Source organism: Caulobacter endophyticus (assembly GCF_029543245.1).
GTDB lineage: Bacteria > Pseudomonadota > Alphaproteobacteria > Caulobacterales > Caulobacteraceae > Caulobacter > Caulobacter endophyticus_A.
The window spans coordinates 24,285-51,114 of record NZ_JARQWV010000035.1 but is presented as its reverse complement, the minus strand read 5'-3'; the positions used below and the strand labels follow the sequence as shown (position 1 = coordinate 51,114).

Below are 26,830 nucleotides of genomic sequence, written 5' to 3'. Positions count from 1 at the left end.
CCCCCCCCCCCCCCCCCCCGGCCGGCACGGCGCCCAGTCTCGCCCCCTCCACCGGCTTCGCCGGTCCCCCTCCCCCGCTTCACGGGGGAGGAGCAAGCCACCGCAGCACGTTCAGCAGGAATGCCTTGTTCTGCGGAGCGGTCGGGGCGTTGAAGCCGAACTTGCGCTTCTGGGGGCCACCGACCTGAGCGGTGAACATCGCCGCCTCGCCCATGACCACCACCCGACCCCGGCCCACCGACAGGGCCGCGCCGCGCAGCAGGCCATCGCCGTCGTGGCGGGGGGTCTTGTCGTCGAACTCCCAGGCCTTCTGCGGCATGGCCACGCTCCAGCCGCCGCGCAACACCAGGAGCGGCTGGGCCTGCGGCGGGGCGCGGAATGACGAGCCGGTGAAGCTCTGCACCCGGTCGATGCCCCGGTTGATCGGATGGTCGAGCAGCGAGCCGTCCTGGCGCTGGAAGAACTCGGGACCCTCGCTGGTCTTCTGGGCGAAGCCGTTGTCGAAAGAAAAGCCGAAAGCCTTGGCCAGGGGTTCGGCCCCGCCGGGGAAGGGCATGTGGTCGGCGATCAGCAGCAGGGCGCCGCCGGCCTCGACCCAGGCCCGCACGGCCGCAGCCTCCTCGGGCGTGTAGGCGCCGGGCGTAGGCAGGTTCCAGTTGCCGACATTCACCGCGGCCAGCGGATTGGCCACCACCAGCAGGTCGATATCGGCCAGGCTCGCGGCCGACAGCGGCGCGGTCAGGCCCGAGACCCGGTAGCCGTCGGCCCGCGCCACGGCCGCGAACGGGGCGAAACGGCCGTCCACCGTGTGGAAGTTGTTGTGCCCGCCATCTATGGCCAGACGCGGGCCCTTGCCCTGCGGATAGGCCGGCCTGGCGACCGAAAGATCGGCGTCCGGATCGGCCGCCTGCTGGCGGGCCTGGGCAGCGCCGGCCGCCAGGGCGCCCAGAAGCGGAACGGCGGCGGAAAGCAGGAACTGTCGACGGCGCATGGGCGCGGATCCCCCGGGGATTTCGCCTGGAGCCTAGCTCGCCTCCAGGCAAAGAAAGGCCGCGGAGCCCGAGCCCCGCGGCCTTGTCGTTCGATCCTCGCGGCCAGCCTACGGCTTGGCGGGCGCGGCGGTCGGCTTGTCGGCCACAGCCGGCGCCGGGGCGGTCGCCGCGGCCGAAGCCGGAGCGCCGGCGGCGGGAGCGGCCGCGCCTTCAGCGGCCGGAGCCGCGGCGGCGTCGGCGGCCGGAGCGGCCGCAGCGGCGGGCTTGGGCGCCGGCACGGGCAGGGTCGAGCCCAGGCTGTGCAGGTAGGCGATGATGGCGATGCGGTCTTCCTGCTTCTTCAGGCCCGCGAAGGTCATCTTGGTGCCCGAGATGTACTTGCCCGGGGCCTTCAGGAACTGGTCGACGTGGTCGTAATCCCAGACCGGGTTCTTGCCGCCGAAGTCGGTCATCGAGCCCGAATAGGTGAAGCCGCCGTGCGTGCCGGGCTTCTTGCCCAGGGTGCCGAAGAGGTTGGGGCCGGTGCCGTTGGGGCCGCCCGAGGTGAAGGTGTGGCACGAAGCGCACTTGGCCGCGACGGTCTTGCCGGCCTCGATATTGGCCGGCAGCAGCAGGACCGAGCCCCAGTCCGGCGGCACCTCGGCGGCCGGAGCGCCCTCGCCTCCGGTGTCTTCCTCGACGGCGATCGCGTAGCCGGGCTTTTCGACGTCGTGCTTCTTGAAGACGATGTCGGAGGCCTCGCGCAGACCGAAGATGACCAGACCGGTCAGAAGCACGCCGCCGAAAATCTTGTTGAACGTAAGATCGCTCATCGCAGCCTTGTCAGCCTCTTTATAGACCCGTCTTGCGTGGACGGAGCCGATTTATGAGCGCGGGTCCCCCCATGGTCTCCCCACGCGCGTGTTGCGCTCCGGTCTCTGACACGCTACCGCCCCGTGCGCAACCCGGGCGAACCGCGTTTCGCCTTCCAGACGTGACACCATGAACCCGATCGTCCTCATCCCCGCCCGCATGGCGGCCACCCGCCTGCCCAACAAGCCGCTGGCTGATATCGGCGGCCTGCCGATGATCGTGCGCGTGCTGCGCCAGGCGCAGGCGGCGAACATCGGCCCCGTGGCCGTAGCGGCCGGCGATCCGGAAATCGTGGCCGCGGTGGAAGCCGCCGGCGGCCGCGCCGTGCTGACCGATCCTGACCTGCCCTCTGGCTCTGACCGCATCCTGGCGGCCCTGGCGGTGCTGGATCCGGCCGGCGCCCACGACGTGGTGATCAACCTGCAGGGCGACATGCCGTTCGTCGATCCGGCCGTGCTCTCGGCCTGCGCCGGCCAGCTGGAAGCCCACGCCGACGCCGACATCGCCACCGTGGTCGCTCCCGAAGCCTCGGCCGCCGATCGCGCCAACCCCGACGTGGTCAAGGCCGTGCTGGCCATGGACGCCGGAGGCCAAAGCGGCCGCGCCCTCTACTTCACCCGCTCGACCCTGTACGGCGACGCGCCCGTCTGGCGCCACATCGGCATCTACGGCTATCGCCGCGCGGCGCTGGAGGCCTTCAACGCCGCCTCGCCCTCAGCCCTCGAATTGCGCGAGAAGCTGGAGCAGCTGCGGGCCATGGAACTGGGCCTGACCATCCGCGCGGCGGTGGCGGACGAGGCTCCGATCTCCGTCGACAATCCGTCCGACCTGCAGGCCGCCCGCGACCACGCCGAAAAGAACTGAAGAGTTAGATGAGCACCCTCAAGACCATCGCCTTCCAGGGCGAACTCGGCGCCAACAGCCATGAGGCGTGCCGCACCTACTTCCCCGACTACCAGGTCCTGCCCTGCGCCACCTTCGAGGAGGCGTTCGAGGCCATCAAGACCGGGGCTGCCCAGCTGGGCATGATCCCGATCGAGAACTCGATCGCCGGCCGCGTCGCCGACGTGCACCACCTGCTGCCGGCGTCGGGCCTGAAGATCATCGGCGAGCGCTTCAAGCCGATCCGCTTCCAGCTGATGGCCAACAAGGGCGTCGGCCTCGATAGCGTGAAGACCGCCGTCTCGATGCCGATCGCGCTGTCGCAGTGCCGGCACAGCCTCAAGCGCCTGGGTCTCGCCACCGAGGGCGCGGGCGACACCGCCGGCGCGGCCAAGGCCCTGGCGGCCAAGCCCGACCCGACCCGCGCCGCCGTCGCGCCCGCCCTGGCCGCCGAGATCTACGATCTCGACATCCTGGCGCGCGACATCGAGGACGAGCGCCACAACACCACCCGCTTCCTGGTGATGACCGCCGACCCGGCCCCGCCGGCTCCGTCGTTCACCCACCGCTGCGTGACCAGCTTCGTGTTCCGGGTGCGCAACCTGCCGGCCGCGCTCTACAAGGCGCTGGGCGGCTTCGCCACCAACGGCGTCAACATGACCAAGCTGGAAAGCTACATGGAGAACGGCGCCTTCACGGCCACCTTCTTCTACGCCGAGGTCGACGGCCGCCCCGAGGACCGCAGCCTGGCCCTGGCCTTCGACGAGCTGAAGTTCTTCTCCGAACGCTTCGAGATCCTGGGCGTCTACCCGGCCGACCCGTTCCGCGACGGGAAGTAACCTCCTTCTCCCCTTGCGGGAGAAGGTGTCAGCGAAGCTGACGGATGAGGGGTCTCTCAGACACAGGACGCCGCGAAAGCTGATCGGCTTTCGCGGCGTTTCTGTTCGTGCAACCCCTCACCCGACCTCCTTCGGAGGCCACCCTCTCCCGCAAGGGGAGAGGGATCCGGGACGAGCCTTCACCCCCTCCCCGTTCCGCCCTATCCTGGCGGCATGACCAAGCCCGTTCCCGCTGATGTCGTTTCGCGCCTGAAGTCCGTGCTGGGCGAGGGCGGATGGAGCCAGGATCCCGAGCGGCTGGCGCCCAAGCTGGTCGAATGGCGGGGGCGCTGGAAGGGCGAGACGCCGCTGCTGGTCACGCCGCGCACTACCGCCGAGGTCGCCGCCGTCGTGGGGATCTGCGCGGTCGAGGGCGTGGCGATCACGCCGCAGGGCGGCAACACCGGTCTGGTCGCAGGCCAGATCCCGCAGGGCGAGATCCTGCTGTCGACCGAGAAGCTGCGCGCCGTGCGCGATGTCGATGCGCTCGACGACGTGATGGTGCTGGAAGCCGGCGTCACCCTCTACGAGGCCCACCAGCAGGCCGCCGCCGTCGGCCGCCGGTTCACCGTGGGCGTGGCCTCGGAAGGCTCGTGCACGATCGGCGGACTGATCTCGACCAACGCCGGCGGCACGGCCGTGCTGCGCTACGGCATGATGCGCGAGCAGGTGCTGGGGATCGAGGCGGTGCTGCCCAATGGCGAGATCTGGAACGGGCTGAAACGCCTGCGCAAGGACAACACCGGCTATGACCTCAAGCAGCTGCTGATCGGGGCCGAAGGCACGCTGGGGATCGTCACCGCCGCGGCCCTGAAGCTGCACGCGCCGCTGGCCTCGCGGGCCGTGGCGATCGTCGGCCTTTCCTCCCCCGCCGAGGCGATCCAGCTGCTGGCCCGGGCCAAGGACGAGACCGGCGGTGCGGTCGAGGCCTTCGAACTGATGGGCCGCCTGGGCTTTGCGCTGACCGTGAAGAACGTGCCGGGCCTGCGCGATCCTCTGCCCACGGAGCACCCCTGGTACGTGCTGATCGAGATCGCCAGCGGCGAGCCCGGCGCGGCCGAGGCGGCGCTGGAGCGCCTGCTGGCCGGCGCCCTGGAAAGCGGCCTGATCACCGACGCCGCGGTGGCCCAGACCGAAACCCAGATGAAGGCCTTCTGGCACATCCGCGAGGGCCATTCGGCCGGCCAGAAGCCGGAGGGCGCGGTATGGAAGCACGACGTTTCCGTGCCCGTCTCCAAGATCCCCGACTTCATCGGCCAGGCCGACGCGGCGATCGAGAAGGCCTTCCCCGGAACCCGCATCGTCGCCTTCGGCCACGTGGGCGACGGCAACGTCCACTACGATGTGCTGAAGCCCCAGGGCGGCGACGACGACGCCCATGACGCCGCCCGCGAGGCCGGCGCCCACATCGTCCACGACATCGCCGCCGGCTTCCACGGCTCGATCAGCGCCGAGCACGGCCTGGGCGCGATGAAGTCGGTCGAGGCCCTGGCCTACAAGGACCCCGTCGAGGTCGCCGCCCTGCGCGCCATCCGCGCCGCGCTCGACCCGCAGCGGATCATGAACCCGCGGGTGCTGTTCTAGGCGGCGTCGGCCGCAGCCGCCTTGGCCTTGCGGCGGGCGAAGTAGACGGCGATCAGCGACAGCACCGCGCCGGCCGGGAAGGTCGACTTCAGCACGCCCGGCTGCTGGCCGGGACCCAGTATGTTGACCGCGAGAGGCACGACGCCCCACTTGCCGCTGGCCGTGTGCATCCACAGCACCCCGACGCCGACGAAGCACAGCACGGCCCAGATCAGCCGCAGCTTCAGGGTCCTGGTGCGGGCCACGAAATAGAGGGCCACGATCATCGGCAGCGGCCAGGCCAGGGCGGCCGCGAGGGCGAGGGTCTCGTTCATGGCCTCCTTCCTAGCGATAGCCTGCGCAAGCTCAAGCCTCCGATGCGCCAGGCGCATGTGCGGCCGGTCACATCTTGAAGTTGAAGCCGTGATAGGGTCGCCTTCGACGTCGGGAACCACCAGCCCCAGGAGGCGACCATGCCGCAGACCGCCGCGACCAGCCTGACCCTGCAGCAACAGGCCTTCTGCCTGTCGTGGCTGTCGAACGCGGCTTCCGACAAGGTCGACACCCTGGCCAATCTCGAAACCCACGTGCGCCAGTCGGTCGGAACCTTCCTCGCCGACAACGCCGGCAAGATCGCCGACTGGTCGATCGCCTGGGGTCCCGTCGCCTCCAGCCACGAGGGCTCGGACCCGACCGCGCTCTACTACGCCGACAACATGCTCTACGCGGCGAGCGCCACGGTCGCCGGCGCGCCCTGCCTGGTGGTGGCCATGGCGGGCACCAACGAGGACGACGCCTACGACTGGCTGGCCGAGGACTTCTCGATCGTCCGCCAGATCGACTGGCCCTACGGCAACGGCGGCTTCGACGGCGCGGCCACGCCGAAGATCTCGCACGCCACGGCGACCGGGATCGCCGACCTGCTGGCGATGAGGGACCCCAAGGCCGGCGGCGTCCAGGCCTTCGTCACCGGCTGGACCAAGGCCAATCCCGGCGGGACGGTGATCTTCACCGGCCACAGCCTGGGCGGCGCCCTGTCGCCCAGCCTGGCCATGGCGACGCTGGCCCAGAACGGCGGCCCGTTCGCAAACACCACGACGCTGACCCTGCCCAGCGCCGGGCCGACGCCGGGCAATCCGGACTTCGCCGCGCTCTACACCCACTTCTTCCCGGCGCCCGCCCCGGACTCGGCTGACGGCGGGCCGGTCCCGTTCAATACCGACCTGGTGAACGCCCATGACATCGTGCCCACGGCCTGGAACGACGTGAAGCTGACGGGCTTCTTCACCAACACCGGCGACATCGCCTTCAAGCTGGCCATGGACGCCCTGCTGGCGTCGCTGGACGGCCTGGCCCATGGCCTGATCGGCTTCAACACCTACGCGCCGATCGCCCACCAGACCTTCGCGGCCGATACGCCGGACGTCGATTACGACAGCCTGCAGGGCTATTTCGGCCTGATCGTCGCCAACCACCTGGCGGCCTATCCGACCTATGTCGGGGTCGACGACGCCCTCACCGACACCACGGCGGCCATGACCCGCGCCACGCTGCGCCAGGTGCAGACCCACGCCAAGCGCCTGACCGCCGCGGCCAAGGCCCAGACCCCGCCGGCGACCACCGCCTAGACCCCGCCCACGAGCGAGGCGGAGCGACGCGAGACGCCCCTTACGCGCCTCCGCCGCTGGCGAAGCGAGACCAAAGCCTCTATCTGCACCCCCATGCTGATGGTCATCTCTCCCGCCAAGTCGCTAGACTTCACCGCCCCGGATCAGGTTCTGCCCCTGACCACCCCGGCCCTGAAGCCGCAGATCGCGGAGCTGGCCAAGGTCACTCGCAAGCTGACGGCCGCCGACCTGCGCCGGCTGATGCACATCTCCGAGAAGCTGGCCGACCTGAACCGCGAGCGGTTCCAGCACTTCGACCCCGAGGTCGAAGACGGGCTCCAGGCCGTGATCGCCTTCAACGGCGACGTCTATGCCGGCTTGGCCGCGCGCGAGCTTGACCGCCCCTCGCTGGAATGGGCGCAAGGAACCTTGCGGATCCTGTCGGGCCTCTACGGCGTGCTGCGGCCGCTGGACGCCCTGCAGCCCTATCGCCTTGAAATGGGCACCCGCCTCAAGACCAAGCGCGGCGCCAACCTCTACGACTTCTGGGGCGAGACGATCGCCAAGACGCTCAACGAGGCCGCCGCCGACCACGCCGACCCGACGCTGGTGAACCTGGCCAGCCAGGAATATTTCGGCGCCGTCGACGCCAAGGCCCTGAAGCTGCCGGTCGTCACCTGCCACTTCAAGGAAGAGAAGGCCGGGGCGCTGAAGGTGCTGGGCTTCTACGCCAAGAAGGCGCGCGGCCGCATGGCGCGCTACGCCATCGAGGGCCGCGTCGAGAAGGCGCAGGACCTGAAGGCCTTCGATCTCGACGGCTATCGCTTCCGCCCCGACCTCTCGACGGAGGCCGACTGGGTTTTCGCTCGCCCGCAGCCATAATTTCATCTATCGATGAATTTATAAGCGCTCGCTCTTCGCGATAGCGAGCTATATGCTGCAATGCAGCAAGTCGGGCAGGACAGCAGGAGCGCGCCGATGGCCGTGGATTTCGGGTTGCAGGGTCAAGTCGCCATCGTCACGGGCTCGACCAGCGGCATCGGGCACGCGCTCGCCGACGCCATGGCCGCCCAGGGCGTCAACATCGTGCTCAACGGCCTGGGCGAGATGAACGCCATCGAGCGCACCCGCGCCGAAATGGCCGAGAAGCATGGCGTCGAGGTGCTGTATCACAGCGCCGACATGACCAAGCCGGTCGAGATCGCCGACATGGTGCGCGCCGCCAAGGCCGAGTTCGGCGAGCTGGACATCCTGGTCAACAACGCCGGCGTCCAGCACGTGGCCCCGGTCGACGAGTTTCCCGACGACAAGTGGGACCTGATCATCGCCATCAACCTGTCGTCGGCGTTCCACGCCGCCAAGGCGGCGATCCCGATCATGAAGGAGCAGGGCCGCGGGCGGATCGTCAACATCGCCTCGGCTCATGGGCTGGTCGCCTCGCCCTACAAGTCGGCCTATGTCGCCGCCAAGCACGGCATCCTGGGCCTGACCAAGACCATCGCGCTGGAAGTGGCGCAAGCGGGCATCACCTGCAACGCCATCTGCCCCGGCTTCGTGAAGACCCCGCTGGTCGAGGCCCAGATCGCCGATCAGGCCAAGGCCCGCGGCATCAGCGAAGAGGCGGTGATGAAGGACGTGATCCTGGCCGCCCAGCCGACCAAGCAGTTCGTCACCGTCGAGCAGCTGGCCGGCCAGCTGCTCTATCTGGTCAGCGACCTGGGGGCCTCGGCCAACGGCGCGGCCTTCACCGTCGATGGCGGCTGGACCGCGCAGTAGCCTTTAACTCCGCTCAATCCCCGCGAAGGCGGGGACCCAAGCTGACGTTCAGGATGGAGTACGCTCCCAGACAGACCCGCCGGCTCGGCTTGGATCCCCGCCTTCGCGGGGAAGCTCGGAGCAGGGGGAAATCCTGAGCTTCGATCGCTCTCGGGAAGAGGCCCCCATGCCCATCGCGCCGCTGAGGAAGAAGCCCAAGGGTCCGCGCCCGATCAGCCTGGCGCTGCAAGGCGGCGGGGCGCACGGCGCCTTCGAATGGGGCGTCATCGACCGGCTGCTGGAGGAGGAGGGCCTGGAGATCCAGGCGATCACCGCCGCCTCGGCCGGGGCCATGAACGCGGTCGCCTTCACCTCGGGCCTGATCGGCGGCGGCCGCGACGGCGCCAGGGCCGCGCTCGACGACTTCTGGAAGCAGGTCAACCGCAAGGGCGGCCGCAACGTCTTCGGCGACACCAGCATCTGGACGAGCGCGTTCGGAGGCGCCTTCGGGGGCGCCGCCGACTGGATCAAGAACACGCCCGGCTGGCGCATGGCCGAGACCTTGGCCCTGTCGATGAGCCCTTACGAGTTCAACCCGTTCAACCTGAACCCGCTGCACGACATCCTCGAGGAGGCGATCGATTTTGCGGCCCTGCGCGAGCGCTCGCCGGTCAAGCTCTACATCGCGGCCACGGCGGTGCGGACCAGCAAGGCCAAGGTGTTCCGCGAGACCGAGCTGACCGCCCGCCACGTGATGGCCAGCGCCTGCCTGCCGCAGGTGTTCCAGGCGGTCGAGATCGACGGCGAGCCCTACTGGGACGGCGGCTTCCTGGCCAACCCGCCCTTGTGGCCCCTCTTCTACGACCAGACCCCCGACGACATCCTGCTGGTCAGTCTCAACCCCTTCGTCCGCGACGAGACGCCCAGGAGCCCGGGCGAGATCATGGACCGCCTGAACGAGATCACCTTCAACGCGGCGTTGTCCTCGGAGCTTCGCGCCATCGGCTTCGTGCAGAAGCTGCTCGACGAAGGCCTCTTGAAAGACAATGCCCGGGGGCGCTATCGGCGCATGCTCGTTCACGCCATCAAGGCCGACGGGCCGCTGGCCGACCTGTCGCTGGCGTCCAAGTTCAATACCGAGTGGAGCTTTCTGACCGACCTCAAGGCCCGTGGGCGCAAGGCGGCGGAAGACTGGCTCGGCGAGTGCATGTCCCAGGTGGGCGAGCGCTCGACGGTAGATCTGAAGTCTGGTTTCGCATGATTACCCCCGCCCCGACCCCATCCCCCACCGCCGGCGTCATCTGCCTGCGGGGGCATGAGGTGCTGCTGATCAAGCGCGGCACGCCGCCCCGCCTGGGCCAATGGAGCCTGCCGGGCGGGCGCATCGAGTTCGGCGAGACGGCCGAGGCCGCGGCCTTGCGTGAACTGCGCGAGGAAACCGGCGTCGAGGCCCGGCTGCTGGGCCTGATCGACGTGGTCGACGGTGTCTTCACCTCGCGCGAGACCGGCGAGACCACCCGCCACTTCGTGATGTTCGACTACGCCGCCGAATGGACAGGCGGCGAGCCCCACGCCGGCGACGACGCCGCCGACGCCCGCTTCTTCACCCGGGAAGAGGCCATGGCCGCCGTCGAATGGGACCTGACGCGGCAGGTCATCGCCCAGACCTACGAGCTGTTCCGGCCGCGCAGAATTTAAACTTAAGGTTGATTTTTTACCCCACTTCGCGGAACCGTCGATCCGCGCCGTCATTGTTGCCTGCGCGATCCCCAGCGCGAGGCCAGCCATGTCGACGCCCCAGACCGCCCAGATCCTGGTGAAGAACGCCACCGACGGGCCCGCCATCGTCACCTTGTGGCACAACAATTCCGACTACGGGACCGAGAGCCAGACCTGGACCGCCCCGCCCCAGGGCACGGTCGGCCCGATGACCGTGCACTTCAACACCGGCCTCGGCTCGCTCACCGTCCAAGACTACTGGGGCGTGAAGCTGGCGGTGCAGAGCGGGCCGTCGGCCGGCGTCTACATGAGCAGCGGCCCGTTCAGCAGCTGGAAGGAGTGCCAGCTGCGTTCGGACGACGCGGGCCAGACCATCACCCTGACGGTGACGACGACCTCGCTCGACATCGCCCTGCCTTCCGGCGGCTGCCAGGGAAGCATGGTCCGAACCGGCCCCTACACCGCCGTCGACCACGTCTTCGTGCTGATGCTGGAGAACCATTCGTTCGACAACATCTTCGCCTTCTCGGGCATTGACGGCCTTCAGGTGGCCACCACGGCCGACTTCAACAAGATCAACGACCAGACCTATCCCGTCGCCTCGCCCGCGCCGATCGCCATGCCGACCGATCCTGGCCACGAATTCTTCGACGTGCTGGAGCAGCTCTGCGGCTCGGGCAACGCCCAGCGCCAGACCCTGTGGGTTCCCTACAATCAGCCGATCCTCAATTCCGGCTTCGCCTCGAACTATTCGACCAGCACTTCGGAGAAGCCGGTCTTCGGCCAGGACCTGCCCACGGCCGGCCAGATCGGCGACATCATGCTGGGCTTCGACACGCCCAACCAGCTGCCGGTGATCCACGCCCTGGCGACCAACTTCGCCGTCTGCGACGCCTGGCATTCGTCCCTGCCCGGACCGACCTGGCCCAACCGTTTCTTCGTGCACGGCGCTTCGTCAGGGGGCTGGACCGACTCGCCCAGCGGCCCGCAATCGGCCGAATGGACCAAGGGCCTGGGCTTCGAATACCCCAGCGGCGCGTCGATCTTCGACCGGCTGTCGGACGCCAAGCTCAACTGGGTGGTCTATGCCGACCAGGAAGGGCCGCCCTTCGGCGGCACGCCGCAGGTCTCGGCGATCAAGCGGGTCTACGTCACCGACATCAAGCCGTTCACCTCGTTCGCCACCGACCTCCAGGGCCCCTATCCGTACGCCTACACCTTCATCGAGCCCAACTACGGCGACATCATCTTCAACACCTACGCCGGCGGCTCGTCGCAGCATCCGATGGACTCGATGACCCGCGGCGAGGCCCTGATCAAGGCGACCTACGAGGCGATCAGGAACTCGCCCGTCTGGGACCGCAGCCTGCTGATCGTCACCTATGACGAGCACGGCGGCTTCTACGACAGCGTCGCGCCGGGCGCGGCCCCGCCGCCCAACGACGGCGCCAAGCAGGACAGCTCGATCAACAAAGGCGGCTTCCTGTTCGACTGGTACGGCGTGCGGGTGCCTGCCGTGGTAGTTTCGCCGCTGGTCGCCAAGGGAACCGTGGACCACACGCCCTATGACCATGCCTCGGTGCCGGCGACGCTGGAGGCTCTGTTCGGCCTGCCCTACCTCACCCAGCGCGACAAGGGCGCCAATACGGTGCTGTCGCTTCTGAAAGAGGCCACGCCGCGCACCGACTGCCCGACCGTCCTGCCCCAGCCGGTGTCCGCGCCGGCCCCGCCCCAGGCGGCGCCGGCCTCGCCCGACGATCCCCTGCCCCAGAATGGCAACGCCCAGGGCCTGCTGCAAAGCCTGGCCAAGATCGACCTCGACCTGCAGGGCGACACGCCGGCGGCGGCCGCGGCGGTGCAGGCCCGGGTGGCGGCCATCACCACCCGCGGCGAGCTTCAGGCCTATGCACAGGACGTGACGGCCAGGGCCCAGCAGGCCCGCGCCGCCCAGCTGGCGGCCCAGCAGGCCGCCCAGCCGGGCGTGCCTTCCTGACGCCAATCCTGGACCCGCCAGTCCACAATAAGGCATTGAAATTTATGTGCTTGTCTCACCGCAGCTTCGGTGAGACGCTTTCCTCGTGACCGGCAGCCTCGACGTCAGAGCGCGGCGCCGGCTCACGAGGAAACGAAAGAGAGATGACCCCGCAAGACATCGTGGGCCTGGCGCCGCCGCGCGGACTTCTGGCGATGATCGCACTGATGCTGTCGACCATGGCCGCCTGCTTCTGGACCCCGGAACTGGATCCCGAACGCATCCTCGACGACGAGCGCTGAGCGCTCAGGGCCGGACCGGCTCGGCCGGGGCGCCGGCGGCGCGCAGGGCGGCCAGGGCTCGGCCCAGCCGCGCCGGGCCCTCCCCCGCGATCCAGGCCATCCCCGCCAGCCCCGCGCCCACCAGGGCCGCCTCGGTCGCCAGCGCAACGGGCGAGGCGATCCCCCATCTCAGATTGACGAGGTTGACCAGTTCGTTGGCCAGGGTCGCATAGACCGAACTGGCCACGAAGACCGGCAGGGATCGCCGACCGAGCCGGGTCAGGACGTTGTCTGCGCCCACGGCGTGCAGCAGCCGCAGCACCGGCGCACGGGCCAGGGCGATGGCCAGATAGACCAGGCTGAGGGCGTGCAGCACCCGCAAGGGCGACTGGAAGGTCTTGCTGGCGCCCAGCCAGAAATGTTCGTTGCGGCCGGCCGCCCAGGCCACGACGGCCGGCGCCTGGGGCGCGGCCAGGATCAAGACCCCGTAGCTCAGCACGACCGCCAGGGCGGCGGCGACCAGCCAGGACGAGCGCGGAAGCCGCACGCCCTGCTTCAACGCGGCGGCCGTCGCCACCCCGCACGCGAAGATCAGCGTCCAGGGCAGGATGGTCAGGGCGAGCGGCGCGCCGGTCAGGCTTTCATGCAGCACCAGCTTGAAATGACCCGCCAGCGCCCAGACCGGCAGGGCGAGCGCCACCGCCCACCACCACCGCCGCGACGCCGCCCAGACCAGCAGGGGCGCTACCAGCATCAGGGCCACGTACAGGCGCAGCACCATCGAGAACCCGACCGACTGCCTCAGCCCCGCCAGATGCGCGACATCCACCGCCACGCTGTTGGAGGCCAGCGCGTCCAGCACCGGCCACGCCCGCATCAGGGCCGGATCGACGAACCTGCCCAGCATCAGCAGCCCGCAGAGGCTTAGGGCGATGAGCGCCAGATTGCACAGATAGAGCCCGCCGGCGCGCCGCCAGAACTTTCCAAGCCTCTGCGCCGGCGAAAGGTCGCTCGACGACAGATAGGCCGACATGCCGGCCAGGAACACGAAGAGTTCGGCGCTGTCGGAAAAGCCCACGTTCGACGGCGACAGATGGTTCAGGACCCCGGCGCCGATGTGATTGACGAAGATGTTGACCAGGCAATAGCCGCGGACCGCATCGATCAGATGTATGCGCCCGCTCACCACGTCCGGCTCCCGCTCAGCTTCCGGTGAAGGTTGCGCGCCTCGTCACTAATCGACAGTGAACATCGCGGGCGGATTCCGCCGAAAGCCGACAGGATTCAAAAGATAACAGCACACATCGAAATGCTTCACTCAAGACACAATCTCAAGGCGCAGCTCGCAGCCCAAACGACAACTCTAGACACGTAAAATCTGCAAAGGCGCAAGCTCGATGTCGACCAATGCCTGCGAACGCCTGCTCACGGCCGATACATCCCCCACCCGTGGCATCCCGGGCGCGGCGCTCCGGCCAGGCCCTCGGCGTCGACGCACAGCAGGCCCGCGCCCGGCCCCGCGCCCGCCGGCGGCGAGATCCAGGCGACCGTCCCGTCCTGTACCCCGACCAGGACCGCGTCGCGGGCGTCGGACAGGTTGCGGGTCCTGCCGCCGCCCAGGTCGACGGTGAGCACGCCGTAGCCCGGCCGCCCCGAGGCGTGCCACCGCAGCCCTTCGTGGCTCCGCGCAAAGGCCCGCGGATCCTGCGGCAGGCGCGCGCCGACGCTCAGCCCCGCCAGCATCGCCGCCCCCTGCTCGCGAGCCCGCGCCCGGTCGCGGTTCATTCCCGGCAGCTTCACGGCGAACGGCAGCAGGGCCAAGCCTTGCATGTCGCTGTTGTTCAGGGCCCGGCGCTTGCTCGCCACCGCGATCGGCGGCCGCCTGGGCAGGGGCGCGCAGTCGACCGCCAGCCGCTCTGACAGCGCCAGGCGGCCGGCTTCCCAGCGACCAAGGAAGCCCGCGCCGTCCTCCAGCGGCAGTTGGCCGAAACCCGTCTGGAACGGTCCGACCGAGGTCTGCCGTATCCAGCGCTCATAGGCCTTGCGGTCGTCGAGCGAAGGAGCCGGCGGCCGGGGCGGCGTCCGCGCGGGCCGCAGAACCGCCGCCAGCCGCCCCTCCCGGAACGCCAGCACCGGATCACCGGCGGCCGACGGCCTCTGAGCGGAAGCCAGGCCCGACCGGCAAACCGGAACCTCGGGGTCGTAGGGCTCGTCCCCATGCGTGCGCTGGAGCATTCGTCGATGCCGGGCGCGGGGATCGGCGACCAGGTCGTCGAGGGTGAAATAGGCGTCCGCCCCGCCATCGCGGGCGACCTCGAAGCCGCGAGGCAGCGGCGTATCCGCCCCCGCCCCCGTCAGCCGGGCGCGAACCTCGACCGGGGAAAGGCCGATGAGCTCGCCCACGGCGGCCTCGCCGGCCCGCGCTCCGCTCGACGCCAGAAGCACGGCCAGAGCCGCCGCAAGTCCGATCCTTCCGCGCATGCCGCCCTCCCAGATCCAACCCAGAGAGGAGAGCACACCTCCGCCTCGCGCGCCACGGAAAAGTAAGTGAGTAATCACACCCGGTCGTCAGATGCCCTCGCGGAAGGGTTGCCGCCACGCAGATGGGGCGCACACTCGCCCGCGAAGGCTCCGAGCGAGGGCCGCCTGAAGACTAAAGAGGGAGAGATCCGCCATGGCCCTGCACACGCCGCTGTGCGACCTGCTGCACGTCGAGCACCCGATCCTGCTGGCCGGCATGGGCGGAGTGTCCTACGCCCCGCTGGCCGCGGCGGTTTCCGGCGCCGGCGGCTACGGCGTGCTGGGCATGGCCGGAACCTCGCCCGACTTCATCCGACGCCAGATGCGCCAAGTGCGCGACCTGACCGACAAGCCGTTCGGCGTCGACCTGCTGGCCGCCACGCCCGACGCCCTGACCGCCAGCGTCGACGTCATCATCGAGGAAGGCGCCAGCGCCTTCGTCGCCGGCCTGGGCGTGCCCTCGCCGATCATCGCGCGGCTGCAGGCGGCGGGCCTGAAGGTGATGGTGGTCTGCGGCACGGTGCGCCACGCCCAGAAGGCGCGCGACGCCGGCTGCGACGCCGTGATCTGCCAGGGCGGCGAAGGCGGCGGCCATACGGGCCTGGTCGGGACCCTGCCGCTGGTGGCCCAGGCGGTCGAGGCCGTCGACATTCCGGTGATCGCCGCCGGCGGCCTGCACGACGGCCGGGGCCTCGCCGCCGCCCTGGCCCTGGGCGCCCAGGGCGTGTGGATGGGCACCCGTTTCATCGCCAGCCATGAGGCCCACGCCGGCGATATCTACCGCGACGCCGTACTGGCCGCCCGCGACGAGGACACCGTCCGCACCCGCTGCTATTCGGGCAAGCCGATGCGAGTGCGCGCCAACGCATATGTCGACGACTGGGAAACGCGGCCGGGCGAGATCCGGCCGTTCCCCTTGCAGGCCATGGCCAGCGTCCAGGCCGGGGTGCTGGGCGGCATCGGCGGCCAGACCGAGGGCTTGGACCCCGACCGCTCGTGCCTGGCCATGGGCCAGAGCGCCGGCGGTATTCGCCAGGTGCTGCCCGCCGGACAGATCGTCGCCGACCTGGTCGCCGAGGCGGAAGACGCCATCCGTCGGAGCGCAGCGCTGGTGGCCTGAGGGGATCTCTCCCTTCCCCGTCCCATCTATCCGTACAATCCCCGCGAAGGCGGGGACCCAAGCTGACGTTCGGTTGGCGTGGCGTCTCTTTTGACAAGCTCTTGGCGCCGCTTGGATCCCCGCCTTCGCGGGGAAACTCGGTTGAAAAGCGCCTTCGAGCCTATCGCCCCGAGGACAGCACCGTCAGATGCTTGCCGCTCGTGTCGGGCGCCAGCGGCGACTGGGTGGCCAGGATCGTCGTGCCCGGAACGATCACCGTGCGCACCGCCGTGCGGAAGCCGTCGGGCATCCGGGTCTTGGCCATCAGGTCCGGATCGAGCGGCCGGTCGGCCTCGTCCTCATGGCCGGGCGCGCCGACATAGGCCCAGCGCGGCACGCCGTCCTCGACGCCGGTGCAGACCAGCACATGGGTCTGGAAGTCCTCGTCGGGGAAGACGACGTCGGCGCGGCCGATCTCGACGCCGTTGCGCAGCACCACCGCCCGCCTGTCGCTGCGCGAGGCGATGATGGTGACCGGGCCGGCCGGCGAGGCCTCCGGCGCCCAGCGCCAGTCCTTGCCGTCGGTTGGAGCCGGGTCCGCGGTCGGCGTCGCCCCCACGACTCCGGCCGCCTGCGGCATGGCGGCGGGCGGATCGCCGGCCTTGCCGACTACGATCACCGTGCCGCCCATCGGCGTGATGCCGAACAGGAGCTTGGCGAAGCCCATCGGCAGGTGCACGCAGCCATGGCTTTCCGGATAGCCCGGCAGGCCGCCGGCATGCAGCGCAACCCCGTCCCAGGTCAGCCGCTGCTGATAGGGCATGGGGGCGCTGTTGTAGAGGCTGGACCGGTGGTCGGCGTCCTTCTGCAGGATCGTGAACACCCCCGTCGGCGTCTCGTGGCCCTCCTTGCCGCTCGACACGGTGGAGACGGCGATGCGCACGCCGTTGCGATAGACCGTGGCCAGCTGCCGCGACAGGTCGACATGCACCACGACCGGCCCCTTGGGCGCGATCTGCGGGGCCCACACCCATTGGCCGGGCTTGAGGCTCTCGCCCGTGCGGGCCAGCTCCACGGCCGAACTGGCTTTGGCGCCCTGGGCCAGGGCCGCGCCGGGCGCGAGCAAGCCGGCGGTCAGGACGAAGCCGAGTTCGCGTCTCGAAAGGCTCATTTGGCGGCGACGGTCAGGGTGTAGGCGGCGGTTTCGTTGCGGCGCGCGGCGTTGCGCATCAGGTAGACCTGCACGACGTAGTCGCCGCTGGACGGGATCTTCACCGCAGCGCTGTTCCCCGAGGTCGAGCCGATGAACATCGCCGCATCGGCGCCCGGGGCTGTGATGTTGAAATAGGCTGAGGCGTTGGTCGGCTTGAAGTCGACCTTCAGGGTCTGGCCGGCCGCGACCCCGACCTTGTAGTTCACGGACGCATAGCCCTTGATCGCGCCCTTGATCGTCTTGGACGAGGTTCCCTTGGCGAAATGCACTGTCTCCGTCCGGGCGGCGTCCTGGGCCATGGCGGGAACGGCGGCGAGCAGGCAGAGCGCGGCGAGCGTGCGGGCGAGCATGTCGATCTCCTGGGCGGGAAAGGCCTCGAAGCGAGGATAGGTTGAGCCCCGGGCTAGGCGCAATCGCGCGAACCACCGATAGTCGCCGCGGTCCACAGTCTGGAGCTTCCCCGTGCGCGTCGCCGTGTTTTCGACCAAGGCCTACGATCGTCGCTTCCTGGATCGGGCCAACGCCGCCGGCGCGCACGCCATCGACTATTTCGAGGCCCGGCTGGACGCGACCACCGCCGCCCTGGCGGCGGGCTATCCGGCGGTCTGCGTGTTCGTCAACGACCGGCTCGACGCGGCGGCGCTGCGGATCCTGGCGGCGGGCGGCACGCGGGCGATCGCCCTGCGCTGCGCCGGCTACAACAATGTCGATCTCGCCGAGGCCGAGCGGCTGTCGATCACGGTGGTGCGGGTGCCGGCCTATTCGCCGGAAGCCGTGGCCGAGTTCACGGTCGGCCTGCTGCTGGCGCTGGACCGCAACATCGCCCGGGCCTGGGGCCGGGTGCGCGAGAACAATTTCGCCCTCGACGGCCTGATGGGCCGCAACCTGTCGGGCCGCACCGTCGGGGTGGTCGGCACGGGCCGCATCGGCGCCCTGGTGGCCCGGACCCTGCGGCTGGGCTTTGGCTGCCGGGTGCTGGCCAGCGACGTCGTGGAAGACCCCGAACTAGTCGCCATCGGGGTGGAGTACGTCACCCGCGAGGCCCTGCTGCTGCAGGCCGACGTGGTGACCCTGCACTGCCCGTTGACGCCCGACACCCGCTACCTGATCGACGCGGCCGCCATCGCCGCCGCCCGCGACGGCCTGACCATCGTCAACACCAGCCGCGGCGCGCTGATCGACACCGCCGCCCTGATCGACGGCCTGAAGAGCCGCAAGATCGGCGGGGTGGCGCTGGACGTCTACGAGCAGGAGGCCGACCTGTTCTTCGAGGACCTGTCGAACGAGATCGTCCAGGACGACGTCTTCCAGCGACTGCTGACCTTCCCCAACGTGCTGATCACCGGCCACCAGGCCTTCCTGACCGAAGAGGCGCTGTCGGCGATCGCGCAGACCACCCTGACCAGCCTTTCCGAGATCGATGCGGGCCAGACCCCGGCCAACGCCGTCACCGCCCAGCAGGTGCGGCCGTCGCCATGAGCATGGACCTCTTTCTCAACGAGACCTCGCTGACCGTCATCGCCGCGACGCTGTTCGTCCTGCTGGTGCTGGCCCGGGAGGGCGCGTCGTGGCTGGCCCGGCGGCTGTCGGGCGAGCGGCACGTGGTCAGTGAGTCCGGCTATGTGCTGTCGGGGGTGCTGGGCCTGCTGGCCCTGTTGATCGCCTTCACCTTCGGCCTGGCGCTAGACCGCTACGAGACCCGCTACAACCTGCTGGTGGCCGAGGCCGCGGCGCTGAACACCGCCGACATGCGGGTGCGGCTGCTGGACCAGCCGGCGTCGGGACGGCTGGTCGAACTGGTGCGCGCCTATGCCGAGGTGCGCCTGGCCTATGGCCAGGCCGACGCCGTGCGCAAGCCGCCCTTCGCCGAGCAGTCGGCGCGGCTGCGCAAGGAGATCCAGGGCGAGACCCTGCGCGCGGCCCGCAACGTGCGCGACCGGCCCTTCGCGCCGCTGGTGGTGCAGGGGGTCAACGACGCCCTGGCCGTGGGGGTCGAGCGCGAGGCCGCTCACAACGCGCCGCTGCCGACCACGGTGATCATGGTGCTGGTGATCTACGCCCTCGTGGTGGCCGCCGTGCTCGGCTACACCCTGCCCGCCCCGCATCACCAGCATCGCCTGGTGTCGGGCCTGCTGTTCCTGCTGCTGACCCTGGCGCTGACGCTGATCCTGGATCTGGACCGGGCGCGCAGCGGCTCGATCCGCATCGACCAGGGACCGATGCAGCGCCTGGTGCTGTCGCTGGAACGCGCCCCGCCGCCGGCCCAGCACGTGGTCACGCCGCCGCATTGAACACGCGCGCCGACGCCTTGCGTGTTTCACGCAAAAACGTGCGGCGACACGAACACCATGGGTTGAAGCTGGGCCAGATTGGGTCTTTGCTGGCGACGTATCCGGCCTTGGCCGGCGCGAGACGTCCTTTCTCCCAGTTCGCAGGAGCCGCCAGTGGACCGCCGCAAGCTTCTCACCTTCGGCCTTCTGGCCGTCCTGCCCAGCCTGGCGCACGCCCAGGGCCACGGGAACCATGGCCCCGGAGGCCAGGGTCCGGGGGGCCAGGGTCCGGGCGGACAGGGACCGGGCGGCGGACGTCCCGGCCAGGGCTCGGGCCCCGGATCGGGCGGCGGGCGTCCTCCGGGGCAAGGCCCCGGCCACGGCCCCGGACATCCCGGCGGCGGAGGCTCGCAACCCGGCCGTCCCGGTGGTGGAGCGCCCTCGCGGCCGCCGTCCTCGCAACGGCCGCCCAGCCGCCCGCGCCCGACGCCGCCTATGGGTCCGCACCGCCCCGGCGCGGGCCGCCCGCCCGGCTTCCGCCCGGTCCAGGGCGGCCGCTGGCGCTATCCGCCCGGTCAGCGCTATCGCCGCTGGGCCATCGGCGGGATCCTGCCGGGCCTGTTCCTGAGCAGGGGCTACATCTACGACGACTATTGGCGCCTGGGCCTGGGCGGCCCGCCCTACGGCTATCACTGGGTGCGGTACGGACCCGACCTCTTGCTGGTCGAGTGGCGCACCGGCCGCGTCGTCGACGTGATCTACGGCGCCTTCTACTGATCCCTCCCCCAAAGGCTCGGAGCCATCGATGAACAAGACGACGAAGGCCGCCGTGGCGGCCATCGCGGGCTTAAGCGTGCTGGCGACCTCGCTGGCCGCCGTCGCCCAGCCCCGCGACCTGATCGGCGCCCGCGCCGGCCAGGGCGAGAACAGCCTGCGCTCGCGCGGCTACCAGCTCGACCACACCGACGGCGGCGTGCAGTACTGGTGGCATCCGGGAAACCGGGAATGCATCAACCTGTTCGTCGACGACGGCCGCTACGACACCATCGACCGCCGTCCGACCTCGGAATGCAACGCCGGCAAGGGCGGCAAGAAGGACAACAGCGGAGCCATCGTCGCCGGGGCCCTGGCCATCGGCATACTGGCCGCGGCCGCCGCCTCGTCGAAAAAGAAGCACGACGACGACCGCTATCGCGACGACGACGACCGCCGCCGCGATCCGCCCTACTCCCCAGCCCGGGGCGTCGACTGCTATCCCTCGCAACGGGCCTGCTACGAGCGCGGACGCGGCTATTCGCCGTCGTGGACGTCGCGCGAATTCGGCTATCGCTACTGAGCCCGGAGGAAAAAGACCATGCACACCCTCCGCACCCTGACCTTCGCCCTGGCCGCCGCCGTCCTCGTCGCCGGCTGCACGCCCAAGCCCGACGCCAAGAAGGACGCCGCAACCGCCCCAGCCCCGGTCGGCAAGGACGCCGCCCACCAGGAGACCGGCGCCCTGCTGGCCGACCTGATGACGCCGACCTTCACGGTCGAGCAGCAGGGCCGCATCCTCAACATGGGCTACTTCATGGCCGCCTCGTCGCTGTGCCCAGACCTGGAGGTCGATCCCCTGAAGATGGGCCGTGCCGTCGACGCCGTGCTGACCCTGGGCCCGCCCGAGCAGACCGACGCCGAAAAGGCCCACCAGCGCGACGCGGTGATCATGTTCCTCGGCATGGCCAGCGGGGCGATGATCGGCTCGCACGCCGACGACAAGGCGCAGTTCTGCGAGGACGCCGCCAAGGTGAAGGGCGGCGCTTCGGAGACCCACCTGTTCGCCGCCGGCGCGCCGAGCGATCCTTCGTCCGCCCCGGTGCCGGAGGCTCCGGCCAAGCCGTGAATGGAAACCTCGCCCTTCGACGAGCTCAGGGTGAGGTTTCCATCGGACAGGCTGCAGTGTGGTCCTCATCCTGAGCTTGTCGAAGGACGAGGACCACGCCCCTATCCCCTGTTGTCCAGTTGCGGACGCACGGCCTCGCGGCCGCGGCGGGAGATGCGATAGGGCCCCGACGCGCGGGACTCGATCAGACGCTTGCGCTTCAGCTTGCCGAAGACCGCCAGGTTGCAGCTGGCGAGCACCAGCCCGTCACGGGTGATGCATTCGACGCGGGTTATGCGACGGCCCTCGTCGCGATGGGCGCGCACGCAGCCGCCCTGGGCCAGGACGTGCAGCACGCGCTGCTCGTCTCTCGAGATATTCATTTTGGGAAAAAGCCAGTCTGGAGTTCGGCCAAGCCCAAACGCGCCGCGTCAAGCGGCGGTTAGGTTCGGGCTGCGAGCCGCGCGCCGGAGGCGTGCGGCAGCCGTTCAGACAAGCTCAGGCATGAACATCCGGGTTTGATGCCGCAGAACGGCGCTCGCCGCAACCTCACGGCTGCAGGATCACCACCAGCACGGCGGCGATCAGCACCAGCCCCTCCACCCCGTGGATGATCACCGCCAGCCAGTTGGAGCGGAAGGCCTGGGCCGGCAGGGCGTAGCAGAGGCAGCTGATCACCAGCCCCGGCATCAGCCAGAACTTGTGCACGTGATAGGCGGAGAACAGCAGGCCGTTGCCCAGCCACGCCCACCGCCCCCAGGCCCGCTCCATGCGCGGCAGCAGCACGCCGTGGAACAGCAGCGCCTCGCCCAGGCCGTAGTTGAACAGGCTGGAGACGAGGGCGAGGCCCAGGATATCCCATCGTCCCCGCGCCTCCGGCGTGATCAGGTGCTCGATCATCGCGAAAGCCGGCGCCAGGGCGGCCAGCCGCTCGCCCAGAGGCGTGGCCTGGAACAGCAGGGTGGCGGCCTCGTCGCCCAGGAAGCCCAGGGCGACGAACAGCGGCACCAGCAGGAAGGCGCCCGGAAACGGCCGCCCGGTCGAGCGCCAGACCGGCGGCGTCAGCCATAGCCGGCGGCGCAGCTCGGGCCAGCGCAGGCTCACCCCTTCCAGCTTCAGCACCACCAGCGACAGCACCAGCTGCCAGGCCATGCCCGCCACCACCATCCGCCAGAAGACCAGCCCCGGCAGCGGGTCGCCGGGCGCCATCAGCCGGGGCGCGACCACGAAGGCCAGCACCGCCATCGGCGCCGTGGCCGCCAGCCAGATCGAGAGGATCGCCACTGTACGGCCGACGGCGACCAGCCGCGCCGGCACGCCGGGCCTAATCAGGGTCGCGCGCACGGGGATCATGCCTAGAACCGACGAACCAGGCCGACGAAGCCGGCGGCGGCGCTCTTCTTGGCGACAAGGGGGCTTTGCGTGATGTCGTCGTCGAACAGCTCGACCTCCGCGGCGGCGATCACATAGGCCCGCTCGCCGACGCGGTAGCGGGCCTGCACGCCCAGCGACGGCACGACCACCCCGCCCGAAGGCGCGCCGGCTGTGCGGCCAAACTCGTAGGCGCGCGCCGCCCCGACCTCGCCGGTCTTCAGGCCGTAGAGCCAGGTGGCCAGCTTCTCGTCCTTCCACGACAGGCCGGCCATGGCCTCGATCGTCAGGCGCTCGGTCGGCGCGGCCGCAAGGGTCAGGTCGAGATTGACCTCATGGCCCTTGGTCTCGCCGGAGACGTCGGCCAGGTATTCGAGACTCACTGTCGCCGGACCGAAGGCGGCGCCGGCCCGGCCGCCGACGTCGATCCCGACGTCGCGCCGCAGGAGAGCGTAGTCGCGGGTCTCCTTGGGGTCGACCAGCTGGAAGCGCGGCGCGACCCGGCCCTCCAGGGTGAAGCGGTCGGTCGCATAGGCCTTGACGGCTAGGCCGCTGAGGTCGGCCGTGAAACGGCGATCCTGGTAGAAGAACAGCGGCAGCAGGCCCGTCCCGGTCTTTTCCCTGGCGCTCTCATAAGGGTTGGCGGCGGCATAGGCGCCGACCCCCAGCAGGAACAACCGCTCGGGTTCCTCGGCGCGGGCGGACGGGGACAGGGCGGCCAGCAGGCAGGCGGCCAGCAGGGCTGCGCCGGACAGGCGATCGATCATGACGGTTCTCTCTGAAACGGGGAGGACGGTCACGACCCTGGACGGGAGGGCTTGAGGCGTCGTCCGAACGGGCAGGCCCGGAGCCGCAACGCGTCCGATCCTGCCGGTCAGGACATGGTTGGAGCGATCAGGCGGCCGGGCGGAAGGCGCTGGGCGGCCGGCCGGCGTGCTTCTTCACCGCGGCGTTGAAGGTCGAGCGCGAGTTGAAGCCGACCTCGTAGGCGATGGCCAGGATCGGCTCGTCGGAGGCGCCGATGCGCGCCACCGCCTCCTCCACCCGCCAGCGGTTGACGTAGTCGAAGAAGCTCTGGCCCAGGTGCTCGTTCAGCACCTGCGACAGGTGGTTGGGCGTGACGCCGATGCGCCCCGCCAGCCCGCTCAGCGACAGCAGCGGGTCGCGGTAGAGGCCCTGGCCGCGCATGGCCTGCTCCAGGCGGGCGGCGATCTCGACCTGACGGGCCTCGGGCAAGGCGGAACGCGCGTACTTGCCGGCGGCGGGCAGCGCCTGGGGCGTCTCGGTCTGGGGGGTGTAGATCGGCTTTTGCGACAGGCCAAAGAGGCCGATGGCGGCGGTCCAGGCCAGTTCGACGGCGGCGGCGGCCGCGTCGAGCCAGCCCTCATGGGCGGCGCCGGCCGCCAGGGCCGACTTCACCGCCCCCCAGATCCAGGCGGCCAGCATCACCAGCAGCAGGGCCCGCAGCCAGCTCAGCGTGCGGTCCTCCAGGTTGGAGAACAGGTCGCGCACCCGCCGCACGTGGCGGCTCATCACCTGGAAGGCGGCGGCGAGATAGCCCAGGGTCACGGCCAGGAACAGCGCCACGAAAGCCAGCTGCAGCGGTCCGGCCAGCGGATCGCCCTCCGCGCCCTCGCCGGTATAGACCGCCAGCCGCGTCGAGACCGGCAGCAGGAAGAACGGCAGGACCAGCAGCATGGCCAGGGCCGCCGGCCAGCCGATGCGCGCGATGCGCCCCAGCGTCCAGCCCCGTTCCGGGTCGCCGGTCATGGCCAGCACATAGGCCAGGATCGACGGGCCAAGGCCCAGCGAGGTGGTCCACAGAATCCCCGTCGCCCAGGGCGCGGCGGCATAGGCACCGGCGCGGTCCAGCATCAGGTCCAGGCCCGACAGGGCGCTGAGCAGCAGAAACACCGCAATCGCAGTCGAGGGCGCCGTGCGCCAGTCGCGGCGCACGCCCAGTTGCGCGGCCGCGAACAGCCCCACGCCCGTCGCCGCCGAGGCCAGGATCAGCACCACAGTGTCGGCCATGCCCCGCCGCCTTCGCCCGAAAACGGCGCGGAGATTGTCGCGTAACGCCGATCGACGCAATCACTGGGGGAGCGACCTCAGGTCGGACTGACAATCATCTGACGGATCGCCCCCAGTCCGTCCTTCCCCGCGAAGGCGGGGACCCAAGCGGAGCCTGCTGATCGATCACGGCCGCGCCTCATCCTGGAACACAGCTTGGATCCCCGCCTTCGCGGGGAAGCTCGGAGAGAAAGACCGAAACCTCTGAATGTCGAACCCGCCCCTACTCCTTGATCTCGGGCAGCAGCCGGCCGAAGTGCGCCTCGACCTGGCCGTAGCATTCGCAGGCGCGGCGCTCGAGCTTGCGGCGGTCGCGGATCTCGACGCGGCCGCGGCGGGTCTGGATGATGCCGTCGGCCTGCAGGATCTTGGCCGCGGCGGTGACGGTGGTGCGCTGCACGCCCATCATGTCGGCCAGGGCCTCCTGGGTCAGCCGCACGACGTCGTCGCCCGAGCGGTCGTGGGCCGACAGCAGCCACCGGCAGCAGCGCTGCTCGATGGTGTGCAGGGCGTTGCAGGCCACCGACTGCATCATCTGGGCGATCAGGGCGTCGGCATAGCGGGTGAAGAGATCGCCCATGCCCGGAAAGCGCTGGCGCATCTCGTCCAGCCGCGCGGTCGGCACGACGAAGGCCGGCCCAGGCGCCTGCACCACCGCCCGGCCGTAGGCGGGCTTCAGCCCGCCGCTGACGATGCCGCCCAGCGCGCCCTCCCAGCCGATGGTGGCGGCCTCGACCTCGCGGCCCTCGGCGGTCACCACCAGCAGGGCGACCATGGTCGGCCGGCACGGCAGATAGGTGTTGCGCACGTCCTCGCCGACGTCGAACAGCACATGTCCCCGCGACAGGGCGACCATCGACATCGCCGACTTGAGGGCCGCGCGGGCGTCCTCGGGCATGGCCTGTAGCAGGCGATTGCCCGCATAGGCCTGGGCGACCCTTTCGGCGCGGGTCTCACGATCGGTCGGTTCTGCGGAGTCGGCCATGGCGGCATCCAACGGCGGCGCTTGCTCACCGTTAAAGCGCGCGGAGGCCGCCTTTCGTTGCGTGAAGCCTTCAGCTCAGCAGGGTGGGCCTGTGCAGCTGTCCGGTTTCGTCCTGGAGGTGCATGCGCACCGGCAGGCCAAGGCCCGTCGCCTGCTCGGCCAGCCGGGTGGCGGCGCGTTCGGCTTCGTGGCGGTTGCGGTAGGCCCCGAACCGGAGCTGGTCGCCGATGATGGTCCACCGGTCGCCCACCTGGACGACGCCGTAATGCACTTCAGCCATGACACGTCCTCCCTTCTGCGCTGTCGGAGTGGTCGTTTCTCGCCGCCCCTGACTTATCCACAGCCTGACGCCGATCCTTGTTGATAGCAAGGCCCTGAAGAGTCGAAGTTTCGACTCCAAATGGGCAAGCGCGGCTGTGGATGAAACGACGCAGTTCGCGCCGCGCGGGCGCGGCGGTGACAGCTCTCGGGCTTGAGGCGATAATGAACCCATGCTTCGCACGCGCGCCCTCGTTCCGGCCCTGGCGGCCCTGCTGCTGACCGCACCCGCGGCCCTGCCGGTCCATGCCCAGGAGCGCGAGCCGGCCGATCGCCAGCGGCTGCTCGACCTGGCCTATGCGCTGGGTCAGAGCCACGCCCTGCGCCAGGTCTGCGAGGGCGCCGGCGACCAGTTCTGGCGCGCCCGGATGATGCGGCTGATCGACATCGAAGCCGCCGACGCCAGCTTCACCGCCCAGATGCGCGACCGCTTCAACGGCGGCTTCGCGGCAAGCCAGGCCGGCCATCCAGAGGGCTGCTCTCCCGAGAGCCGTCGCGCCGAGCGCCAAGCGGCCCAGCGCGGCCGCGCCCTCGCCTCGAAGCTGTCGCAGACGGTGGTGGTCAACGATCCCGCGCAAGCTTCGCCGGATTCCGTGGCGGACGAGCGAGCCCCGCGCTAAAT

Annotated in this window: 30 protein-coding genes; 17 read left to right on the top strand and 13 right to left on the bottom strand. The window is 70.0% G+C overall.

Features of this window, described 5'->3' with window-relative positions:
- Positions 1–79: 79 nt before the first annotated feature.
- Positions 80–991: a DUF4350 domain-containing protein gene (locus tag P7A99_RS23580; protein WP_277796159.1), complete on the bottom strand. Its 912-nt coding sequence runs from the start codon at positions 989–991 to the stop codon at positions 80–82.
- 108 nt (positions 992–1,099) lie between these two features.
- Positions 1,100–1,804: a c-type cytochrome gene (locus P7A99_RS23575; RefSeq protein WP_277796158.1), complete on the bottom strand. Its 705-nt coding sequence runs from the start codon at positions 1,802–1,804 to the stop codon at positions 1,100–1,102.
- A 169-nt stretch (positions 1,805–1,973) separates the two neighbouring features.
- On the opposite strand from P7A99_RS23575, the gene P7A99_RS23570 reads away from it, so the two are divergent.
- The 3 genes from P7A99_RS23570 (at position 1,974) to P7A99_RS23560 (ending at position 5,188) form a co-directional block, all read left to right on the top strand.
- Positions 1,974–2,708 (top strand): 3-deoxy-manno-octulosonate cytidylyltransferase, encoded by a 735-nt coding sequence (locus P7A99_RS23570; RefSeq protein WP_277796157.1) that lies wholly within the window; start codon positions 1,974–1,976, stop codon positions 2,706–2,708.
- An 8-nt stretch (positions 2,709–2,716) separates the two neighbouring features.
- Positions 2,717–3,565, top strand: a complete 849-nt coding sequence (locus tag P7A99_RS23565; protein ID WP_277796156.1) for a prephenate dehydratase — start codon at positions 2,717–2,719, stop codon at positions 3,563–3,565.
- A gap of 213 nt (positions 3,566–3,778) precedes the next feature.
- Positions 3,779–5,188 carry an FAD-binding oxidoreductase gene (locus P7A99_RS23560; RefSeq protein WP_277796155.1) on the top strand — a complete coding sequence of 470 codons (1,410 nt, stop codon included), beginning with the start codon at positions 3,779–3,781 and terminating at the stop codon, positions 5,186–5,188.
- On the opposite strand, the gene P7A99_RS23555 is transcribed toward P7A99_RS23560, so the two are convergent.
- Entirely contained in the window at positions 5,185–5,502 is a 318-nt protein-coding gene (locus P7A99_RS23555) for a hypothetical protein (RefSeq protein WP_277796154.1), read from the bottom strand. The two genes, P7A99_RS23560 and P7A99_RS23555, sit on opposite strands and share 4 nt — an antisense overlap.
- 138 nt (positions 5,503–5,640) lie before the next feature.
- Between P7A99_RS23555 and P7A99_RS23550 the strand changes: the two genes are divergently transcribed.
- From P7A99_RS23550 to P7A99_RS23520, 7 genes are all read left to right on the top strand, one after another.
- Positions 5,641–6,795: a lipase family protein gene (locus P7A99_RS23550; RefSeq protein WP_277796153.1), complete on the top strand. Its 1,155-nt coding sequence runs from the start codon at positions 5,641–5,643 to the stop codon at positions 6,793–6,795.
- Positions 6,796–6,888: 93 nt separating this feature from the next.
- The gene (yaaA, locus tag P7A99_RS23545) at positions 6,889–7,656 is read left to right on the top strand and encodes a peroxide stress protein YaaA (protein ID WP_277796152.1); all 768 of its coding nucleotides are present in this window, start codon (positions 6,889–6,891) and stop codon (positions 7,654–7,656) included.
- A 96-nt stretch (positions 7,657–7,752) separates the two neighbouring features.
- The gene (locus P7A99_RS23540; protein ID WP_277796151.1) at positions 7,753–8,550 is read left to right on the top strand and encodes a 3-hydroxybutyrate dehydrogenase; all 798 of its coding nucleotides are present in this window, start codon (positions 7,753–7,755) and stop codon (positions 8,548–8,550) included.
- A 166-nt stretch (positions 8,551–8,716) separates the two neighbouring features.
- Positions 8,717–9,790: a patatin-like phospholipase family protein gene (locus P7A99_RS23535; protein WP_277796150.1), complete on the top strand. Its 1,074-nt coding sequence runs from the start codon at positions 8,717–8,719 to the stop codon at positions 9,788–9,790.
- On the top strand, positions 9,787–10,227 hold the full coding sequence (locus P7A99_RS23530; RefSeq protein ID WP_277796149.1) for an NUDIX hydrolase: 441 nt from the start codon (positions 9,787–9,789) through the stop codon (positions 10,225–10,227). The genes P7A99_RS23535 and P7A99_RS23530 overlap by 4 nt, the downstream gene beginning before the upstream one ends.
- A gap of 88 nt (positions 10,228–10,315) precedes the next feature.
- The gene (locus P7A99_RS23525) at positions 10,316–12,241 is read left to right on the top strand and encodes an alkaline phosphatase family protein (protein ID WP_277796148.1); all 1,926 of its coding nucleotides are present in this window, start codon (positions 10,316–10,318) and stop codon (positions 12,239–12,241) included.
- Positions 12,242–12,384: 143 nt separating this feature from the next.
- The gene (locus P7A99_RS23520) at positions 12,385–12,522 is read left to right on the top strand and encodes a hypothetical protein (RefSeq protein ID WP_277796147.1); all 138 of its coding nucleotides are present in this window, start codon (positions 12,385–12,387) and stop codon (positions 12,520–12,522) included.
- Between the two features lie 4 nt (positions 12,523–12,526).
- On the opposite strand, the gene opgC is transcribed toward P7A99_RS23520, so the two are convergent.
- The gene (opgC, locus tag P7A99_RS23515) at positions 12,527–13,687 is read right to left on the bottom strand and encodes an OpgC domain-containing protein (protein WP_277796146.1); all 1,161 of its coding nucleotides are present in this window, start codon (positions 13,685–13,687) and stop codon (positions 12,527–12,529) included.
- A 239-nt stretch (positions 13,688–13,926) separates the two neighbouring features.
- Positions 13,927–14,982 carry a hypothetical protein gene (locus P7A99_RS23510; RefSeq protein WP_277796145.1) on the bottom strand — a complete coding sequence of 352 codons (1,056 nt, stop codon included), beginning with the start codon at positions 14,980–14,982 and terminating at the stop codon, positions 13,927–13,929.
- A gap of 193 nt (positions 14,983–15,175) precedes the next feature.
- Here P7A99_RS23510 and P7A99_RS23505 point away from each other — a divergent pair, with 193 nt between their 5' ends.
- Positions 15,176–16,141, top strand: a complete 966-nt coding sequence (locus P7A99_RS23505; RefSeq protein ID WP_277796144.1) for an NAD(P)H-dependent flavin oxidoreductase — start codon at positions 15,176–15,178, stop codon at positions 16,139–16,141.
- A gap of 160 nt (positions 16,142–16,301) precedes the next feature.
- Here P7A99_RS23505 and P7A99_RS23500 read toward each other — a convergent pair whose 3' ends face one another.
- Positions 16,302–17,291 carry a L,D-transpeptidase gene (locus tag P7A99_RS23500; RefSeq protein ID WP_277796143.1) on the bottom strand — a complete coding sequence of 330 codons (990 nt, stop codon included), beginning with the start codon at positions 17,289–17,291 and terminating at the stop codon, positions 16,302–16,304.
- Complete coding sequence (locus P7A99_RS23495; RefSeq protein ID WP_277796142.1) at positions 17,288–17,683, bottom strand: hypothetical protein; 396 nt, start codon at positions 17,681–17,683, stop codon at positions 17,288–17,290. Before P7A99_RS23495 ends, P7A99_RS23500 begins: the two co-directional genes overlap by 4 nt.
- A gap of 112 nt (positions 17,684–17,795) precedes the next feature.
- Between P7A99_RS23495 and P7A99_RS23490 the strand changes: the two genes are divergently transcribed.
- The 5 genes from P7A99_RS23490 (at position 17,796) to P7A99_RS23470 (ending at position 21,485) form a co-directional block, all read left to right on the top strand.
- Positions 17,796–18,812 carry a 2-hydroxyacid dehydrogenase gene (locus P7A99_RS23490; RefSeq protein ID WP_277796141.1) on the top strand — a complete coding sequence of 339 codons (1,017 nt, stop codon included), beginning with the start codon at positions 17,796–17,798 and terminating at the stop codon, positions 18,810–18,812.
- On the top strand, positions 18,809–19,624 hold the full coding sequence (locus P7A99_RS23485; RefSeq protein WP_277796140.1) for a hypothetical protein: 816 nt from the start codon (positions 18,809–18,811) through the stop codon (positions 19,622–19,624). The genes P7A99_RS23490 and P7A99_RS23485 overlap by 4 nt, the downstream gene beginning before the upstream one ends.
- A 153-nt stretch (positions 19,625–19,777) precedes the next feature.
- Positions 19,778–20,380: an RcnB family protein gene (locus P7A99_RS23480; RefSeq protein ID WP_277796139.1), complete on the top strand. Its 603-nt coding sequence runs from the start codon at positions 19,778–19,780 to the stop codon at positions 20,378–20,380.
- Between the two features lie 28 nt (positions 20,381–20,408).
- Complete coding sequence (locus P7A99_RS23475; protein WP_277796138.1) at positions 20,409–20,939, top strand: hypothetical protein; 531 nt, start codon at positions 20,409–20,411, stop codon at positions 20,937–20,939.
- An 18-nt stretch (positions 20,940–20,957) separates the two neighbouring features.
- Positions 20,958–21,485: a hypothetical protein gene (locus P7A99_RS23470; protein ID WP_277796137.1), complete on the top strand. Its 528-nt coding sequence runs from the start codon at positions 20,958–20,960 to the stop codon at positions 21,483–21,485.
- Positions 21,486–21,586: 101 nt separating this feature from the next.
- On the opposite strand, the gene P7A99_RS23465 is transcribed toward P7A99_RS23470, so the two are convergent.
- From P7A99_RS23465 to P7A99_RS23440, 6 genes are all read right to left on the bottom strand, one after another.
- Positions 21,587–21,847: a YjhX family toxin gene (locus tag P7A99_RS23465; RefSeq protein ID WP_277796136.1), complete on the bottom strand. Its 261-nt coding sequence runs from the start codon at positions 21,845–21,847 to the stop codon at positions 21,587–21,589.
- 166 nt (positions 21,848–22,013) lie between these two features.
- On the bottom strand, positions 22,014–22,817 hold the full coding sequence (locus P7A99_RS23460) for a CPBP family intramembrane glutamic endopeptidase (RefSeq protein ID WP_277796135.1): 804 nt from the start codon (positions 22,815–22,817) through the stop codon (positions 22,014–22,016).
- 2 nt (positions 22,818–22,819) lie between these two features.
- Positions 22,820–23,602 (bottom strand): MipA/OmpV family protein, encoded by a 783-nt coding sequence (locus P7A99_RS23455; RefSeq protein ID WP_277796134.1) that lies wholly within the window; start codon positions 23,600–23,602, stop codon positions 22,820–22,822.
- A 127-nt stretch (positions 23,603–23,729) separates the two neighbouring features.
- A complete protein-coding gene (locus P7A99_RS23450) occupies positions 23,730–24,866 on the bottom strand; it encodes a helix-turn-helix domain-containing protein (RefSeq protein ID WP_277796133.1) in 1,137 nt (378 codons plus the stop codon).
- Between the two features lie 262 nt (positions 24,867–25,128).
- Entirely contained in the window at positions 25,129–25,890 is a 762-nt protein-coding gene (locus P7A99_RS23445; RefSeq protein ID WP_277796132.1) for a Crp/Fnr family transcriptional regulator, read from the bottom strand.
- 70 nt (positions 25,891–25,960) lie between these two features.
- A complete protein-coding gene (locus P7A99_RS23440; protein WP_101717194.1) occupies positions 25,961–26,170 on the bottom strand; it encodes a hypothetical protein in 210 nt (69 codons plus the stop codon).
- Positions 26,171–26,381: 211 nt separating this feature from the next.
- On the opposite strand from P7A99_RS23440, the gene P7A99_RS23435 reads away from it, so the two are divergent.
- Positions 26,382–26,828 carry a TIGR02301 family protein gene (locus P7A99_RS23435; protein WP_277796131.1) on the top strand — a complete coding sequence of 149 codons (447 nt, stop codon included), beginning with the start codon at positions 26,382–26,384 and terminating at the stop codon, positions 26,826–26,828.
- Positions 26,829–26,830 lie beyond the last annotated feature (2 nt).

Coding starts and splice junctions, on each gene's coding strand:
- P7A99_RS23580 (WP_277796159.1), bottom strand. CDS start 991: ATGCGCCGTCGACAGTTCCTGCTTTCCGCCGCCGTTCCGCTTCTGGGC.
- P7A99_RS23575 (WP_277796158.1), bottom strand. CDS start 1,804: ATGAGCGATCTTACGTTCAACAAGATTTTCGGCGGCGTGCTTCTGACC.
- P7A99_RS23570 (WP_277796157.1), top strand. CDS start 1,974: ATGAACCCGATCGTCCTCATCCCCGCCCGCATGGCGGCCACCCGCCTG.
- P7A99_RS23565 (WP_277796156.1), top strand. CDS start 2,717: ATGAGCACCCTCAAGACCATCGCCTTCCAGGGCGAACTCGGCGCCAAC.
- P7A99_RS23560 (WP_277796155.1), top strand. CDS start 3,779: ATGACCAAGCCCGTTCCCGCTGATGTCGTTTCGCGCCTGAAGTCCGTG.
- P7A99_RS23555 (WP_277796154.1), bottom strand. CDS start 5,502: ATGAACGAGACCCTCGCCCTCGCGGCCGCCCTGGCCTGGCCGCTGCCG.
- P7A99_RS23550 (WP_277796153.1), top strand. CDS start 5,641: ATGCCGCAGACCGCCGCGACCAGCCTGACCCTGCAGCAACAGGCCTTC.
- yaaA (WP_277796152.1), top strand. CDS start 6,889: ATGCTGATGGTCATCTCTCCCGCCAAGTCGCTAGACTTCACCGCCCCG.
- P7A99_RS23540 (WP_277796151.1), top strand. CDS start 7,753: ATGGCCGTGGATTTCGGGTTGCAGGGTCAAGTCGCCATCGTCACGGGC.
- P7A99_RS23535 (WP_277796150.1), top strand. CDS start 8,717: ATGCCCATCGCGCCGCTGAGGAAGAAGCCCAAGGGTCCGCGCCCGATC.
- P7A99_RS23530 (WP_277796149.1), top strand. CDS start 9,787: ATGATTACCCCCGCCCCGACCCCATCCCCCACCGCCGGCGTCATCTGC.
- P7A99_RS23525 (WP_277796148.1), top strand. CDS start 10,316: ATGTCGACGCCCCAGACCGCCCAGATCCTGGTGAAGAACGCCACCGAC.
- P7A99_RS23520 (WP_277796147.1), top strand. CDS start 12,385: ATGACCCCGCAAGACATCGTGGGCCTGGCGCCGCCGCGCGGACTTCTG.
- P7A99_RS23510 (WP_277796145.1), bottom strand. CDS start 14,982: ATGCGCGGAAGGATCGGACTTGCGGCGGCTCTGGCCGTGCTTCTGGCG.
- P7A99_RS23505 (WP_277796144.1), top strand. CDS start 15,176: ATGGCCCTGCACACGCCGCTGTGCGACCTGCTGCACGTCGAGCACCCG.
- P7A99_RS23500 (WP_277796143.1), bottom strand. CDS start 17,291: ATGAGCCTTTCGAGACGCGAACTCGGCTTCGTCCTGACCGCCGGCTTG.
- P7A99_RS23495 (WP_277796142.1), bottom strand. CDS start 17,683: ATGCTCGCCCGCACGCTCGCCGCGCTCTGCCTGCTCGCCGCCGTTCCC.
- P7A99_RS23485 (WP_277796140.1), top strand. CDS start 18,809: ATGAGCATGGACCTCTTTCTCAACGAGACCTCGCTGACCGTCATCGCC.
- P7A99_RS23475 (WP_277796138.1), top strand. CDS start 20,409: ATGAACAAGACGACGAAGGCCGCCGTGGCGGCCATCGCGGGCTTAAGC.
- P7A99_RS23470 (WP_277796137.1), top strand. CDS start 20,958: ATGCACACCCTCCGCACCCTGACCTTCGCCCTGGCCGCCGCCGTCCTC.
- P7A99_RS23465 (WP_277796136.1), bottom strand. CDS start 21,847: ATGAATATCTCGAGAGACGAGCAGCGCGTGCTGCACGTCCTGGCCCAG.
- P7A99_RS23460 (WP_277796135.1), bottom strand. CDS start 22,817: ATGATCCCCGTGCGCGCGACCCTGATTAGGCCCGGCGTGCCGGCGCGG.
- P7A99_RS23455 (WP_277796134.1), bottom strand. CDS start 23,602: ATGATCGATCGCCTGTCCGGCGCAGCCCTGCTGGCCGCCTGCCTGCTG.
- P7A99_RS23450 (WP_277796133.1), bottom strand. CDS start 24,866: ATGGCCGACACTGTGGTGCTGATCCTGGCCTCGGCGGCGACGGGCGTG.
- P7A99_RS23445 (WP_277796132.1), bottom strand. CDS start 25,890: ATGGCCGACTCCGCAGAACCGACCGATCGTGAGACCCGCGCCGAAAGG.
- P7A99_RS23440 (WP_101717194.1), bottom strand. CDS start 26,170: ATGGCTGAAGTGCATTACGGCGTCGTCCAGGTGGGCGACCGGTGGACC.
- P7A99_RS23435 (WP_277796131.1), top strand. CDS start 26,382: ATGCTTCGCACGCGCGCCCTCGTTCCGGCCCTGGCGGCCCTGCTGCTG.